10 protein-coding genes, 1 tRNA gene and 1 riboswitch are annotated in these 13,137 nt (G+C 75.2%); of the genes, 9 read left to right on the forward strand and 2 right to left on the reverse strand.

Annotation, left to right across the window (positions count from 1 at the left end; genetic code table 11):
* The first annotated feature begins 255 nt into the window (after window positions 1–255).
* Window positions 256–2,268 carry a tetratricopeptide repeat protein gene (locus B086_RS0110735; RefSeq protein ID WP_026252293.1) on the forward strand — a complete coding sequence of 671 codons (2,013 nt, stop codon included), beginning with the start codon at window positions 256–258 and terminating at the stop codon, window positions 2,266–2,268.
* 41 nt (window positions 2,269–2,309) lie between these two features.
* Here B086_RS0110735 and B086_RS0110740 read toward each other — a convergent pair whose 3' ends face one another.
* A complete protein-coding gene (locus B086_RS0110740; RefSeq protein WP_018566407.1) occupies window positions 2,310–4,049 on the reverse strand; it encodes a hypothetical protein in 1,740 nt (579 codons plus the stop codon).
* Between the two features lie 289 nt (window positions 4,050–4,338).
* Between B086_RS0110740 and B086_RS0110745 the strand changes: the two genes are divergently transcribed.
* From B086_RS0110745 to B086_RS0110780, 8 genes are all read left to right on the forward strand, one after another.
* A complete protein-coding gene (locus tag B086_RS0110745) occupies window positions 4,339–4,809 on the forward strand; it encodes a hypothetical protein (protein WP_018566408.1) in 471 nt (156 codons plus the stop codon).
* A 124-nt stretch (window positions 4,810–4,933) separates the two neighbouring features.
* Window positions 4,934–5,440: a SigE family RNA polymerase sigma factor gene (locus tag B086_RS0110750; RefSeq protein WP_018566409.1), complete on the forward strand. Its 507-nt coding sequence runs from the start codon at window positions 4,934–4,936 to the stop codon at window positions 5,438–5,440.
* 11 nt (window positions 5,441–5,451) lie between these two features.
* The gene (locus tag B086_RS39720) at window positions 5,452–5,922 is read left to right on the forward strand and encodes a hypothetical protein (RefSeq protein WP_051115806.1); all 471 of its coding nucleotides are present in this window, start codon (window positions 5,452–5,454) and stop codon (window positions 5,920–5,922) included.
* 89 nt (window positions 5,923–6,011) lie between these two features.
* Window positions 6,012–7,427, forward strand: coding sequence for a mannosyltransferase family protein (locus tag B086_RS0110760; RefSeq protein ID WP_018566410.1), 1,416 nt, complete (start codon window positions 6,012–6,014; stop codon window positions 7,425–7,427).
* Window positions 7,428–7,579: 152 nt separating this feature from the next.
* Window positions 7,580–8,782: a dihydrofolate reductase family protein gene (locus B086_RS0110765; protein WP_018566411.1), complete on the forward strand. Its 1,203-nt coding sequence runs from the start codon at window positions 7,580–7,582 to the stop codon at window positions 8,780–8,782.
* Between the two features lie 46 nt (window positions 8,783–8,828).
* Window positions 8,829–8,902, forward strand: a tRNA-Met gene (locus tag B086_RS0110770).
* A gap of 389 nt (window positions 8,903–9,291) precedes the next feature.
* A riboswitch (cyclic di-AMP (ydaO/yuaA leader) is annotated at window positions 9,292–9,449 on the forward strand.
* An 11-nt stretch (window positions 9,450–9,460) separates the two neighbouring features.
* Window positions 9,461–10,540: a M23 family metallopeptidase gene (locus B086_RS0110775; RefSeq protein WP_026252294.1), complete on the forward strand. Its 1,080-nt coding sequence runs from the start codon at window positions 9,461–9,463 to the stop codon at window positions 10,538–10,540.
* Window positions 10,541–10,705: 165 nt separating this feature from the next.
* Window positions 10,706–11,650 (forward strand): aldo/keto reductase, encoded by a 945-nt coding sequence (locus tag B086_RS0110780; protein ID WP_018566413.1) that lies wholly within the window; start codon window positions 10,706–10,708, stop codon window positions 11,648–11,650.
* A 7-nt stretch (window positions 11,651–11,657) separates the two neighbouring features.
* Here B086_RS0110780 and B086_RS39725 read toward each other — a convergent pair whose 3' ends face one another.
* Window positions 11,658–13,121, reverse strand: coding sequence for a PrsW family intramembrane metalloprotease (locus B086_RS39725; RefSeq protein WP_078531046.1), 1,464 nt, complete (start codon window positions 13,119–13,121; stop codon window positions 11,658–11,660).
* Window positions 13,122–13,137: the final 16 nt, after the last annotated feature.

Below are 13,137 nucleotides of genomic sequence, written 5' to 3' on the forward strand. Positions count from 1 at the left end.
CCCCGGGTTCTACTTGTGTTGTGCCGGAATAGGAAGCTGACTTTTAATCCATTGGGTGTGGGTTCGAGCCCCACAGGGCCTACAGGTGCGGAGGAGGGGGCAGGCCGGAGGCCGGGTGTTCGCCCGCGGGGGCGGTCCGAGGAATCGCCGTGCGGTCCGACGTGCTGCTGTGACACGGTGTGCGGCGGCAACTACACCTCTAGAGTGGGGTGTTAGGCGACCGAGGACGCGAAGGGCTGGGACGGATCCGTGAGAGTGCAGCTTCCCCCTGAACCGGCGTGCTTCGTCGACCGTGAGGAGCAGCGGGAGCGAGTGCTCCGCGCGGTGCGGGAGCGGGCGGCCGGTGGTGACCGGCCCCTGCTCGTGACGCTCAGCGGGCCGCAGGGCATGGGCAAGACGGAGCTGGCCCGGCTGCTCGCGCGGGTGCTGCGCGACGAGTTCCCCGACGGGGTGCTCTCCGTCGACCTGGACGACTTCCGGATGGGCGGCGCCGCCGATCCCGCGGACGTGCTCGCCCAGTTACTGGAATCCCTGGACGTGGAGCCGGCCTTCCTCGCGCCGCAGTTCAAGGCGCGGTGCAACCAGTACTGGAGCAAGACCGCCGGCGCGCGCCTGGTCCTCATCGTGGACAACGCGCGCTACGCCTCGGAGATCGTCCCGCTGCTGCCGGCGTCGGGCGGCAGTCTGGTGATCGTCACCAGCCACAGCCCGCTGCGCGACCTGGAGGACGGGGCCGCCCTCGGGATCGCGCTGCCCCCGCTGGAGGAGCGGGCCGCCACCGAACTGCTGGAACTGGTCGTACGGGACCCCCGGCTGGCGGCCGACCCCGACTCCGTAAGGGCGCTGGTGCGGCTGTGCGAGGGGCTGCCGGCGGCCCTCCATGTCGCGGGCGGCTGGGTGCGCGGGCACCGGCTGCGGCCCCTGTCCCGGCTGGTCCCGCAGCTGCACAGCACGTGGGAGGAGAGCGGCGTCCCCGGCGTCGAACGGTTCTGGGACACCGTGTACGACGGTCTGTCCCCCACCGCGGCCCTGCTCTACCGGCTGCTGCCGCACCACCCCGCGCTGACCTTCACCGCGGATTCGGCGACCGCGCTGCTGGGCCGCGGGCCCGAGGCGTGCGAGGACGCGCTCGAAGAGCTCGACCGGGCCGGACTGCTGGACCTGAGCGAGGTGCTGTCCGCGGCGGACGGCCGGATGCGGCTGCCCGGTCCGCTGCGCGCCCACGCCCGGCGGCGCTCGCGCCGGGACGCCCGCGGCGGCGAGGCGGAGGAGGCGCTGACCAGGCTGCTGCGCTGGCTGGTACGGCAGTTCCAGCGGGCCGACCGGTTCGCCGCCGGGTCCCGGCTCCTCGTCGGTGACGCGTTCCCCGCCCTGGCCGGGGCGCCGGACGCCCCGCTGGCCGACCCGGCGCAGGCGGACGGCCCCGAGGAGCGCGCGGCGCGCTCCGACCGGGCCTCGGCCTGGCTGTACGAGGAGCGCCACGCGCTGTTCGCCGCCGTACGCCTCGCCCATGAGCGCGGGCTGGACGCCGAGGCGGTGGCGCTGTCCGAGCCGGTGTGGACGTACGCGCTGGACCACCCGCACCAGTCGGACGTGATCGGGGCGCTGCGGCTCGCCGTCGCCTCCGCGGTCCGCGACGGCGGCCGCCCGGCCTGGCTGGTGCGCACGCGGTGCCAGCTCGCCCGGCACCTGTGGGAGGCCGGGCTGCTGAGCGAGGCGGCCGAGCAGCTCGACCACGCCGAGGCGGCCCTCGCCGGGCTCGGCGGCGGCGAGCGCGACCGCAAGCTCGGCGCGTCGCTGGTCGAGTTCCGCGGCATGCTCCACGGAGCCGGCGGCGACTGGGCGCGCGCCGCGGCCGAGTTCGCCCGGTCCCGCGCGATGCACCTGGCGATCCCCAACCCCTACGGGGCCATGCTCCAGACGTACCGGCTGGGAGAGGCCCGCGCGAAGCTCGGGGAGCTGGAGGAGGCACGGGAACTGCTCGCCGAGGCGCACCACATGGCGGTCGAGGGGAAGCGCGAGCGGATGACCCGCCGCACCGGCTTCGCGCTCGCCGGTGTGCTGCACCGGCTCGGCCGCACGGCCGAGGCCCGTCCGCTGTACGAGGACTCGCTGCGGGCCGCCGTCCGGCGGCGCTCCGGCTTCGACGAGGCCCGGGTCCACGACGCGCTGGCCGAGCTGGCCCAGAACGAGGGCCGCAGCGCCGAGGCCGCCGAGCACCGTACGGCCGCCCGTGACATCCGGCGGCACAACGGCCTGGACGCGTAGGGCGTCCGGCACCCGCGGGGTACGGCGGCGCGGCGGCGCGGTCAGAAGGGCGCCGCCGCCTCGGCGTCCGTGGCCGGGCGCAGGACGAGGGCGAAGGCGCGGTCACCGATGACGCAGCTCAGCCGGACCGGCGCGAGGGCGAGGGACACCGGGTCCGGGTCCGGGGAGCCGCCCAGCAGCCAGGCGTGCACGGCCGACACCGCGGCGGCCGGGTCGGCGCGCGTCACCCGGCCGTCCTCGGCCAGCGGGGCGACCTGGACGGCGTACGCCCCGGACGCCTCCGCCGCGCCGGAGGAGGCGCGGGTGCGGGTGCGCAGCAGGAACAGGTCCGGCGCCAGGACCGCCGCGGCCGTACGGCAGCCCGGGTACGCGGACAGCGCGTGGCGCATCCAGCCGTCCGCCGTCCAGGCCGATCCTGACGAGGCGTCGGCGGCGGGCAGCGGGCGCCGGTAGAGCACTCCCGCCGAGCGGACCAGGGCCTCGCTCGCGGATCCGTCCTCGGCGGCCAGGTGGTCGCCGGGGGCGCCGAGCCCGACCGGGCGCCGGGCGACGCGGACGCGGGCGGCGACGCCATCCGTGCCGGTGCCGGTGCCGGTCGCCACCGCGGTGTCCACGTCGAACGCCGTGGGGACGCGCTCTGCGGGCCGGGGCTCGGGCAGCAGCCGGGGCGGGGCGGTCCGGGCGGGCGGGGTCAGGCCGAGGAGGGCGTACAGCTCGGTCCGCAGCAGCCGCAGGGCCCGTCCCTGCTGGGCGAAGGCGGTCCCGGCGGCCTCGCGGCCGGTCCCGGGGCGGTAGGCGCGCAGGGCCTCTTCCACGGCCGCGGGGGCGGTGTCCGGCGCGCCGAGGCGCGGTATGCGGTCCAGGAGCGTGTGCATGGGGCTGCCCGGTATCAGTTCGGCGCCGTCCTGGTGGACGCCGACGACGGGCCGGTCCTCGGTGGCGCAGTAGTACAGCGCGGTGGAGCCGTGGTCCGTGACCAGCGCGTCGGCGGCGATCAGCACGGACGCCCACTCCTCGTGGGGGCCCGCCAGGACCAGGCCCGCGTCGAGGGCGGGCGCGAGGCGCTCGGTCAGGTCGTAGGTGCCCAGCAGGCTGTGCTCGTTGGGGTGCACCACCAGGGCCAGTTGGTACTCGTCCTGCGGGAGCCGGGCGGACAGCCGGGCCGGCAGCTCGGGGAAGCGGCGCAGCAGCGACTCCGGGCCCCAGGTGGAGACCAGCACGAGCAGTCTGCGGGCGCCGGTGCCGAGCGCGGCGCGGTAGCGCTCGCGCAGCGGGCGGGAGGCGAGCAGGCGGTCGAGGGTGGGGTCGCCGACGACCTTGGCCCGGCCGGCGGCCCGCCGGTCGGCCGCGGCGATCCGCGCCACCTGGTCGGGGTGGGCGACCGCGTGCAGGGCCACGGGGGCGGGCGCGGCGCCGGTGCCGTCGTCCGCGCGCAGCAGGAAGGCGGGGTCGAGTCCGGAGGCGGAGTCCGGGTCCGAACCCTCGCCGGGGATCGACTTGTTGTAGCCGGCGCCGTGCGGCAGCAGTACGTGCCGGCCGCGCAGCAGCCGCAGGTCGCCCTTGGGGCTCGCGGTGAGGATCAGATCGTAGGAGCGGGCGCACGCCTCGCTCCACGGCACCAGCCGCCCGCCCACCGCCTCGACGGCGGCGAGCACGTCGACGCCGAAGTCCGAGCCGGGCACCAGGGTGAACAGCCGGGTGATCCGGTCATCGCCCGACAGCGCGGGGACCGTGTCCAGCAGCCGGTGGAGCGCCACCGCCGAACGCGCGGCGAGCAGCACCGTCGCCCGTCGCCCGTCGCCCGTCGCCCGTCGCCCGTCGCCCGTCGCCCGTCGCCCGTCGCCCGTCGCCCGTCGCCCGTCGCCCGTCGCCCGTCGCCCCAATGGTCAATCTTATCCGAGGACGGGCGGCCGGAAGAGCTGTTTGCGCAGGTCGGCGCCGGTTTTTCGGTGTCCTCGACAGACATGGTCCGATCGTACCGGGCACGGCGCCCCGGGGCGCCGAGTGATCCCTGCCGCACCTGTGGCCGGAGCGGGGTCCGCGGCCGGGCGCGACCGAGAGGATGGCGGCATGGGTGAATGGGGTATCGCGCTGATCGCCGCGGGCTCGGCGATCGTGGGCAGTGTGGTCACGGGCTGGTACGGCAGGAGCGCCGGGGTGCGGCAGGCCGAGGCGGCCCGGCACGCGGGCGACCGGCAGGCGGAGGCGCTGCTGGAGTCGGTGAGGATGACGCTGCGGGGCGCCGACGGCCAGCGCGCCGTCGCGCTCCGCAGGCAGGTCTACGCCGAGTTCCTGGGCGCCGCGGAGGCCAGGCTCCTGACCGAGCGGTCCGGCCGCGGCGGTGGTGGCGGTGATCACGAGCTGTCGCTCCAGCGGGCGTACGCCGGTGTCGTGCTCGAAGGGCCCCCGGAGGCGGCGGCCGCCGCGAACGGGCTGCTGGAGGGGCTGCGGCGGCACGACTCGCCGGACGAACTGCACCGCGCGAAGGCCGCCTTCGTCGAGGAGGCGCGGCGGGCGGTGGCCGCGCTCGGCAGGCCCTGACCGGCCCGGGGTGACACGCTCCGTACCCCGGTGACCCGGATCACAGCGGGCGGGTGCATAGAACCGGACCTGCCACTGTCTTGTTCCCAGATGTAGGCGACCGGCGGGAACGGGGACGGTGGGGATGCGGCAGGCTCTGGCCGGTGAGTTCGACGAGTTCGTGGCGGCCCGCTGGTCGGCGCTGCTCCACCTCGCCCGGCTGCTCACCGGCGGTGACCGGCACCGTGCGGAGGACCTGGTGCAGGACGCCTTCGTCAAACTCTGGTTCGTGTGGCCGAAAGTGGCCCACGAGGCGCCGGAGGCGTACGTACGCAAGGTGATGGTCCGGGCGGCGGCCCGTTCCGCGCGGCGGCGCTGGTGGGGCGAGCGCCCCGTCGACCAGGTGCCCGAGACGGCGATGGCGGGCGATGTGTCCGCGACCGTGGCCGAGCGCTCGCGGCTGGAGGCGGCACTCGCCCGCCTGCCGCCGCGGCAGCGGGCCGTGGTGGTGCTGCGCTACTGCCAGGACCTCTCCGAGAGCCAGGTGGCGGACGCGCTGGGCTGCCCGCTGGGCACGGCCCGCTCGCACGCCGCGCGCGGAGTGGCGCGCCTGAGGCAGCTCCTGGACGACGTCAGCGAGTCGGTGGGGTGAAGGAGAGGACCATGGACGACGACTTCGAACGGCGGCTGGCGCGGCTGATGCGCGCGCCGCAGGAGCACACGCCCTTCGAGCCCCGGCACCGCGCCCGCCTGTGGGAGGGCGTACGGGCGCGCCGCCGGGCGCGCGCGGCGCAACGGGCCGTCGGCTCGCTGCTGGCGGTCGCCGGGGCGGGCCTCGGACTGTTCCTCCTGCCCGGCACCCGCGTCGGCGTGGAACCCGGCACGGCCCCGCCGCGCCCCGCGGTGAGCCCCCTGTCCTCGCCGTTCTCCCCGCGGGCGGACCCGGACCGGACAGCGTCGCCCAGCCTCTCCCCGAGCGACCCCCCTTCGGAAGCCTCTTCGGGCTCCCCTTCCCGGGCCGCCACGACCCTCCCGCCGGCCACGGCCGGGGGCTCCTCCTCGCCCTCGTACGCCCCGGCGTCCCGGACCACGCCCCCGTCCGGCGGCACCAGTGGCACCGCCGGGCACGGGTAGTCCACGCGCGTGTCCCGGGCCCAGCCGCAGCGCCGACCGCAGCCGCCTCCCCCACCGCCCGCCCGGCCCCTCTCAGGAACGGACGCCCGATGACCACGACCCTGCCCACGACCGAGACCCCGGGCGCCCCCGGGCCGGGCGGCGGCCCCCGCGGACCGGGCTCCGCCCCCGCCGCCGGGGCCGAAGCCGGCCCGGGAGGCCGGCCGCACGGGCGGCGGCGGACGCCCGGCCGGGTGGCGGAGCGCATACGCGGCCGGATACCGGAGCGGATACGCGGCCGGATACCCGACCGCACACCGCACTGGCTGTCCGGCCGCCTCACCCCGGCCGACCTCCGCGTCCTGCGCCTCTACCTCTTCACCCGCCTCGGCCTCGGCCTCGTCGCCTACGCCAGCGCCTGGCTGGCCCCCGGCGGCACCGCCGACCGGACCCCCGCCACCTGGCTCTCCCGCTGGGAGCAGTGGGACTGGGTCCACTACCGGCGGATCGCCGAGTACGGCTACTTCGACGCGTTCCCGGGCATCGACGTCCCGCACGACAACCGGGTGGCGTTCTTTCCCGGCTTCCCGCTCCTGCTGCGCGCCGTCCATACCGTCGTCCCCGACTGGACCGCGGCCGGGCTGCTGATCTCCCTGGTGAGCGGGGCGGTGGCCGTGGTGGCGCTGGGCCGGATCGCCGCTCTCGGCCGCCCGGACGGCGGCGAGGCGGGCCCGCGGGCCGCCACCTTCCTGCTGTTCTCGCCCGCCGCGGTGTTCCTGGCCGCCGGCTACACCGAGTCGCTGTTCCTCGCCCTGGCGCTCCCCGCCTGGCTCGCGGCCAAGCGCGGCAACTGGCCGCTCGCCGGGCTGCTCGGCGCGGCGGCCACCACCGTCCGGGTCAGTGGTCTGTTCCTGGCCGCCGCGCTCGCCGTCGAACTCCTGCTCGCCGTACGCGCGCAGGCTCGGGCGGACGGCTCGGACGGCTCGGACGGCTCGGACGGCTCGGACGGCGCGCCGCTCGCCCGTCGGCTGCTCCCGCTCGGCTGGTGCCTGCTGCCCGCCGTGCCCGCCGCCGTCTACACCGGCTACCTGCGGGCGCACACCGGTGACTGGATGGCCTGGAAGCACGCCGAGGAACGCGGCTGGTACCGGGACTTCCACACCCCCGCCGAGTCCCTCCGCAACACCTGGCACAACGCCTTCGGCCACCTCCAGAGCACCGGGTACGCCGTCGAGTTCCAGCTGGAGCTGGCGGCCATGGCGGTCGGGGTGCTGCTGCTCGCCGTGCTGCTGGTCCGCCGCCGCTGGCCGGAGGCCGTGTTCATCGCCCTCAACCTGTGGGCCCTGGGCACGTCCTACTGGTACCTCTCCGTGCCCCGCGCCACCCTGATCTGGTGGCCGCTGTGGACCGGCCTGGCCCACTGGAGCCTGCGGCGGCGCTGGGTGAAGGACGCGTACGTCGGGGTGGTCGCGCCGCTGACGGCGGTGCTCGCGGTGACGTTCACCTCGGGACACTGGACCGGGTGACGCCACCGGGCCGGTGCCCCGCCGGGGGACGTACGCGCCCGGACCCAGGGGCGGACGGTGAGGTTCCGGACGGGGCCGCGAGGATGGACGGGTAGAAACCGAGCGCCCCCACGCCTCCGAGTCCGTCCGCCTCCGAGAAAGAGTGCGCCCCGATGCCCCTGCCCCATGTCCTGCTGTCCGCCGCCGTCTCCCTGGACGGCTGCCTGGACGACACCGGTCCCGACCGCCTGCTGCTGTCCGGCGCCGCCGACTTCGACCGGGTCGACGCGGTGCGGGCCGCCTCCGACGCCATCCTCGTCGGCGCCGGCACCCTGCGCGCCGACAACCCCCGCCTGCTGGTCAACGCGCCCGAGCGCCGCGCGGCCCGGGTCGCCGCCGGCCGGGCGGAGCATCCGCTGAAGGTCACGGTCACCGCCACCGGCGAGCTGGACCCGCGGGCGCGCTTCTGGCACACGGGCGGCGAGAAGGCCGTCTACACGACCGACGAGGGCGCCGAACGGCTGCGCCGCGCGGGCGTCGGTACGGCCCCCGGATCCGAGGATCCCGATGCCGCGTCCCCCGCCACCGCCCCCGTCCCCGCCACCGGCGCCGCCTCCGTCTCCGTAGTCCCGCTGGGCGCGGCGCTCGACTGGCGGCGCCTGCTGGAGCATCTGCACGACGTGCGCGGGGTGCGCCGGCTCATGGTCGAGGGCGGCGGCACGGTGCACACCCAGTTGCTGAGGCAGCAGCTCGCCGACGAGCTCCAGCTCGTGGTCGCGCCGCTGATCGTGGGGGACCCGGCGGCGCCGCGCCTGTTCGGGCCGGGCGCGTACCAGGCCGGACGGCTGCGGCTGCTGGAGACCCGGGCCCTCGGGGACGTCGTCCTCATGCGCTACGAGCCCACGGCCCCCGGCACCGGGACCGGCGCCGTGCCCGCCGACCGGCACTGGCTGCGGATCGCCTGCGAGCTGGCCGCGCAGTGCCCGCCCTCGCGCACGGCGTTCAGCGTGGGCGCGGTGGTGGTCGCGGCGGACGGCACCGAGCTGGCCCGGGGCCACTCGCGGGAGGCCGGTGACCCGGTGGTGCACGCGGAGGAGGCCGCGCTCGCCAAGGTCGACCCGGTGGACCCGCGGCTGCCCGGGGCCACGGTGTACAGCAGCCTGGAACCGTGCGCCCGACGCGCCTCCCGGCCGCGGCCGTGCGCCCGGCTGATTCTGGACGCGGGGGTGCGGCGGGTCGTCACGGCGTGGCGGGAGCCGGACACCTTCGTGGAGTCCGCCGACGGCTCCGGGGTGCTGGCGGCAGAGGGCGCGGACGTCGTGGTGCTGCCGGAGTTCGAGGCCCTGGCCAAGGAGCCGAACCGGCACCTGCCGTAACGCGTGTGCAATCCACCCCGCAGGTGAGGTACAGTTATCTCAACGACGCGGGGTGGAGCAGCTCGGTAGCTCGCTGGGCTCATAACCCAGAGGTCGCAGGTTCAAATCCTGTCCCCGCTACTGAAGACTCAGGGCCGGAATCCGGAAACGGATTCCGGCCCTGAGTGTTTTCCGGGCTTCCGGCGGTCTTCCGTGGTTCTCTGCTGCGGTCTTCTGCGCTATTCCGGCTCCCGGTCGCCCCTTGGCCGATGTCACCTCGCGTGACCGGCCCGTGCCCGTCCGCATAACAACTGACACACCATCACTTCTCTCGTGGGCGTCCGCGCCGTCGTCGCGCGCCGGAAATGGCCTGAAGTTCAGTCAACTCGCCCTGGTTTCGTCATCTCTGGGGTGTACGTCTTGGCCAAAAAGGTTTAATGATCAAGGCGGGCGGCTTGGAATCGGAGGCCCGGGTCTATTAACGTTCGATAACGCAGCGCGGTCGTCCCAGCCGTCATCAGAGGCGGCTCCGTGCGCGCGCGCCGAATCCCGCAAGGGAACCGGGGAACCACCAATTTGGGGTGAATCGGGCATCATCCGCCGTATGTGTACGGCCGGTTGACGCGCGTAGGAGACCTTCCCGCTCCGAACCCGTCAGCTAACCCGGTAGGCGAGACGGAAGGAAAGGAGCACGCCCGCGTGGCGTCCAACCGGCCTGCCCCAGAAGCCCCGTTCATGCCGAGCCAGCGCACCGATTCCTTCGGCTACGGCGGCCGGACCCCCGACGAGGGCCCCGTGGAGGAGTGGAACCCCACCGAGGACTCCCTCCGCCCCGTGCGCGGCCGGCACCGCGTCGCCAAGCAGCGCGGCGGCGGGCTGGCCCGCAGCTCCACCGTGCTCGGCGTGGGCGTCATAGCGGCCGTCGGCGCGGGCGGCATGGCCAGCGCCAACACCGGCAAGCCGCCGGTCGCGATCTCGCTGCCCGACGTGCCGGACCTGCACGCGCTGCCCGCCTCCGTGGGCTCCCTCTTCGACGGCGGCTCCGCCAAGGAGCGCCACGAGGGCTCCGCCACCGCGCTCAGCGACGTCACCGCCGCACCGGCCGGGACGACGGCCGCTCCCCGTGCCGCGTCCGGCGCGGGCGAGGCGCTGCGCAACCGGATCATGGCCCAGGCCGAGCAGCAGCAGGCCCAGGTCGCGGCCAGGGCCGAGGCCGCCACCGAGCAGGCCGCCGTCCAGCGCGCCGCCCGGCAGGCGGACGAGGCCGCCGCCGAGGCGAAGCAGGAGGCCGAGGCCAAGGCCGCCGCCGAGAAGAAGAAGGCGGAGGAGGAGGCCCGGAAGAAGGCCGAGGCGGCGCGGCTGGCGGAGCTGGCCAAGCAGTACACGCTGCCGACCTCCTCGTACACGATCACCTCCACCTTCGGCCAGGCCGGCTCCATGTGGTCCTCCGGGCACCACACCGGCCTCGACTTCGCCGCGCCCACCGGCACCCTGATCAAGGCGATCCACAGCGGCACCGTCACCGAGGCCGGCTGGGCGGGTGCCTACGGCTACCGCACGATCCTCACCCTGGACGACGGCACCGAGCTGTGGTTCTGCCACCAGTCGTCGATCAGCGTGAGCGCCGGGCAGAAGGTCGCCACCGGCGAGGTCATCGGCCGGGTCGGCGCCACCGGCAACGTCACCGGTCCGCATCTGCACCTGGAGGTCCACCCGGGCGGTCAGGCGTCCGGCATCGACCCGATGGCCTGGCTCCAGGCCAAGGGCCTCACCCCCTGATGCCCTGTCCGTCCGCCTGATCCCCCGATCCCTTGATCCCCCGGGCCGGGGGGGGGGCATGGCTGCGGGCGCGTCGCCAGCCGTCCGGGTGGTTTGCGCAAGCTTTGCGCCCGGGACCGGCGGGGCGCGGAATGGGCTGCTCCGCCGGGGGCGTTGATGGATCACATGACTTCTCTGCACAAGCTGGGCTCGTCCGACCTCGAGGTCTTCCCGCTCGCCCTCGGCGGCAACGTCTTCGGCTGGACCGCCGACCAGGAGCGGTCCTTCGCCGTCCTGGACGCCTACACGGCGGCCGGCGGCAACTTCCTGGACACCGCCGACTCCTACTCGGCCTGGGTGGAGGGCCACCGGGGCGGCGAGTCCGAGACGATCATCGGCAAGTGGATCAAGGAGCGCGGCAACCGCTCCGACGTCGTCGTCGCCACCAAGGTCAGCCAGCACCCCGACTTCCAGGGCCTGTCCGCCGCCAATATCAAGGCCGCGGCCGACGCCTCCCTCAAGCGGCTGGGCACCGACCACATCGACCTGTACTACACGCACTTCGACCGGCCCGAGGTGCCCGTCGAGGAGATCATCGGCGCCCTGGACGAACTGGTGCGGGCGGGCAAGGTGCGGTACATCGCCGCCTCCAACATCTCCGCCGAGCGCCTGAAGGAGTCCCTGGACTTCTCCGAACGCGAGGGTCTGGCCTGCTACGTCGCGCTCCAGCCGCACTACAACCTGGTCTCCCGGGACACCTACGAGGGCGCTCTGCGGGACCTCGCCGAGCGGGCGGGCCTGGCGGCGGTGCCGTACTACGCGCTGGCGGCGGGCTTCCTGACGGGCAAGTACCGGCCCGGCACGACGGTCGACAGCCCGCGCGCGCAGGGCGCGGCCAAGCACCTGGAGACCGAGCGCGGGCAGAAGGTCCTGGCCGCGCTCGACGAGGTCGCCCGCGCCCGCGGCGCCGAGACGGCCACGGTCGCCCTCGCCTGGCTCGCGGCGCAGCCCACGGTCGTCGCCCCGATCGCCTCGGCGCGCACCGTGGAGCAGCTTCCGGCCCTGCTGGGCGTGGCGGAGCTGCGGCTGACCGACGAGGAGACCGCGAAGCTGACCAGCGCCTCGGCCTGACCCGGCCTCACGGCTGGGCGCGGTACGGGGGCTGTCCGTGAGGGGGCTGCCCGTACGCGGGCTGTCCGTGCGCGGGCTGTCCGGCGGCGACGCCGTACCCGCTGTGTCCGTGTCCGTAGCCGTAGCCGTACGCCGGCATCTGCGCCGGTATCTGACCGTGTCCCTGTCCCTGCCCGTACCCCGGCCCGGGGCCGTAGCCGTACAGGCCGTACGCGGGCCAGGGGGCGGGGACGACGCGCACCGGCGGTGCGGTCATGCGGGCCGCGTGGTCCAGGGCGGGCTGGGCGGTCTCGTGCCGCCGCCACAGCTCGTGCAGCAGCTCCCGCTCGCGCAGGGTGAAGTCGGCGCCCGCCCGGCCCAGGCGTCCCCGGCGGCGCAGGAACGCCAGCGAGGTCGCGTACGCCTCGTACTGGGCGACGGTGCGGGCGGCGGGCTTGCCCAGGTGCCGGGCCGCGTATTCGCGGGCCAGCCGCCGGGCGCGCAGGGAGCCGAGGGCGAACGGTTCCGCGGGGGTCAGCCACCCGGCGGCCGCGTAGGCGGGCAGCTCCTCGCGGACGGTGCGCAGCTCGCGCTGCCGGGTCCACACGACCAGCCAGGTGAGCAGCCCGAACGCGGGCACCATGAAGCCGCCGTAGACCGCGAAGAAGCCGTACTCGCCGAAGGTGGACGAGCCGTTCCAGAAGGCGTGCATGCCCATGGCGAGCAGCAGTCCGGCGGGCGGCACCAGGAGCCGCCGCGCGCGCTGGCGCTGCCCGGCCAGGGCGGCGACGCCGAACCCGATGCCGGTGCAGACGGTGAACAGCGGGTGCGCGAACGGGGACATGATCACGCGCACGAAGAAGGTCGCCGCGGTGACGGAGGCGATGCCCTGGTAGCCGCTGGTCTGGTCGGTGCCGAAGGCGGTCCCCAGATACAGGATGTTCTCGGTGAAGGCGAAGCCGGTGGCGGTGGTCCCGGCGATGACCACGCCGTCGACGACACCGGTGAAGTCGCGTCGCCGGAAGAGGAAGATCAGCAGGATGGCGGCGGCCTTCGCGGACTCCTCCACGATCGGGGCTATCACCGTCGCGCCCAGGGTGTCCGCGCCGGCCGGGTCGGCGGTCGCGGTGGCGATCCACTTGGTGGCGAAGCTGTTGGCGACGATCGCGATGAGCGCCGCCGCGCAGGCGCCCCAGGCGAAGGCGAAGACCATGTTCCGCCAGGGGCCGGGGTCGACCCGGTCCAGCCAGCGGAAGGCGGCCGTCAGCAGCGGCACCGGCAGCACGGCCAGGCCGAGGCCGACCAGGAAGCCCTCGGTGCCGGTCTGCCGGCGGACCAGGGCGAGGATGACCAGCCCCGACAGCGCGAGCAGCGCCGCGAGCGCGCCGTAGCGCACCCACCGCCTGTGCCACCAGTGCGCGTGGCGCGGCCGGCCGTCGGCTATCGGCGGGGGACCGCTGGGATACGTCGGGTACGGGGGACAGGTGGCCACGTCATTGACCCTAACG

Origin of the sequence: Streptomyces sp. PsTaAH-124, from assembly GCF_000373685.1 — a bacterium.
In the GTDB taxonomy this organism is placed as follows: Bacteria; Actinomycetota; Actinomycetes; order Streptomycetales; family Streptomycetaceae; genus Streptomyces; species Streptomyces andamanensis.

What these genes read in the sequence shown, in the direction of transcription:
- B086_RS0110745 (WP_018566408.1), top strand. Translation starts at nt 4,339, where the DNA reads ATGGGTGAATGGGGTATCGCGCTGATCGCCGCGGGCTCGGCGATCGTG.
- B086_RS0110750 (WP_018566409.1), top strand. Translation starts at nt 4,934, where the DNA reads ATGCGGCAGGCTCTGGCCGGTGAGTTCGACGAGTTCGTGGCGGCCCGC.
- B086_RS39720 (WP_051115806.1), top strand. Translation starts at nt 5,452, where the DNA reads ATGGACGACGACTTCGAACGGCGGCTGGCGCGGCTGATGCGCGCGCCG.
- B086_RS0110760 (WP_018566410.1), top strand. Translation starts at nt 6,012, where the DNA reads ATGACCACGACCCTGCCCACGACCGAGACCCCGGGCGCCCCCGGGCCG.
- B086_RS0110765 (WP_018566411.1), top strand. Translation starts at nt 7,580, where the DNA reads ATGCCCCTGCCCCATGTCCTGCTGTCCGCCGCCGTCTCCCTGGACGGC.
- B086_RS0110780 (WP_018566413.1), top strand. Translation starts at nt 10,706, where the DNA reads ATGACTTCTCTGCACAAGCTGGGCTCGTCCGACCTCGAGGTCTTCCCG.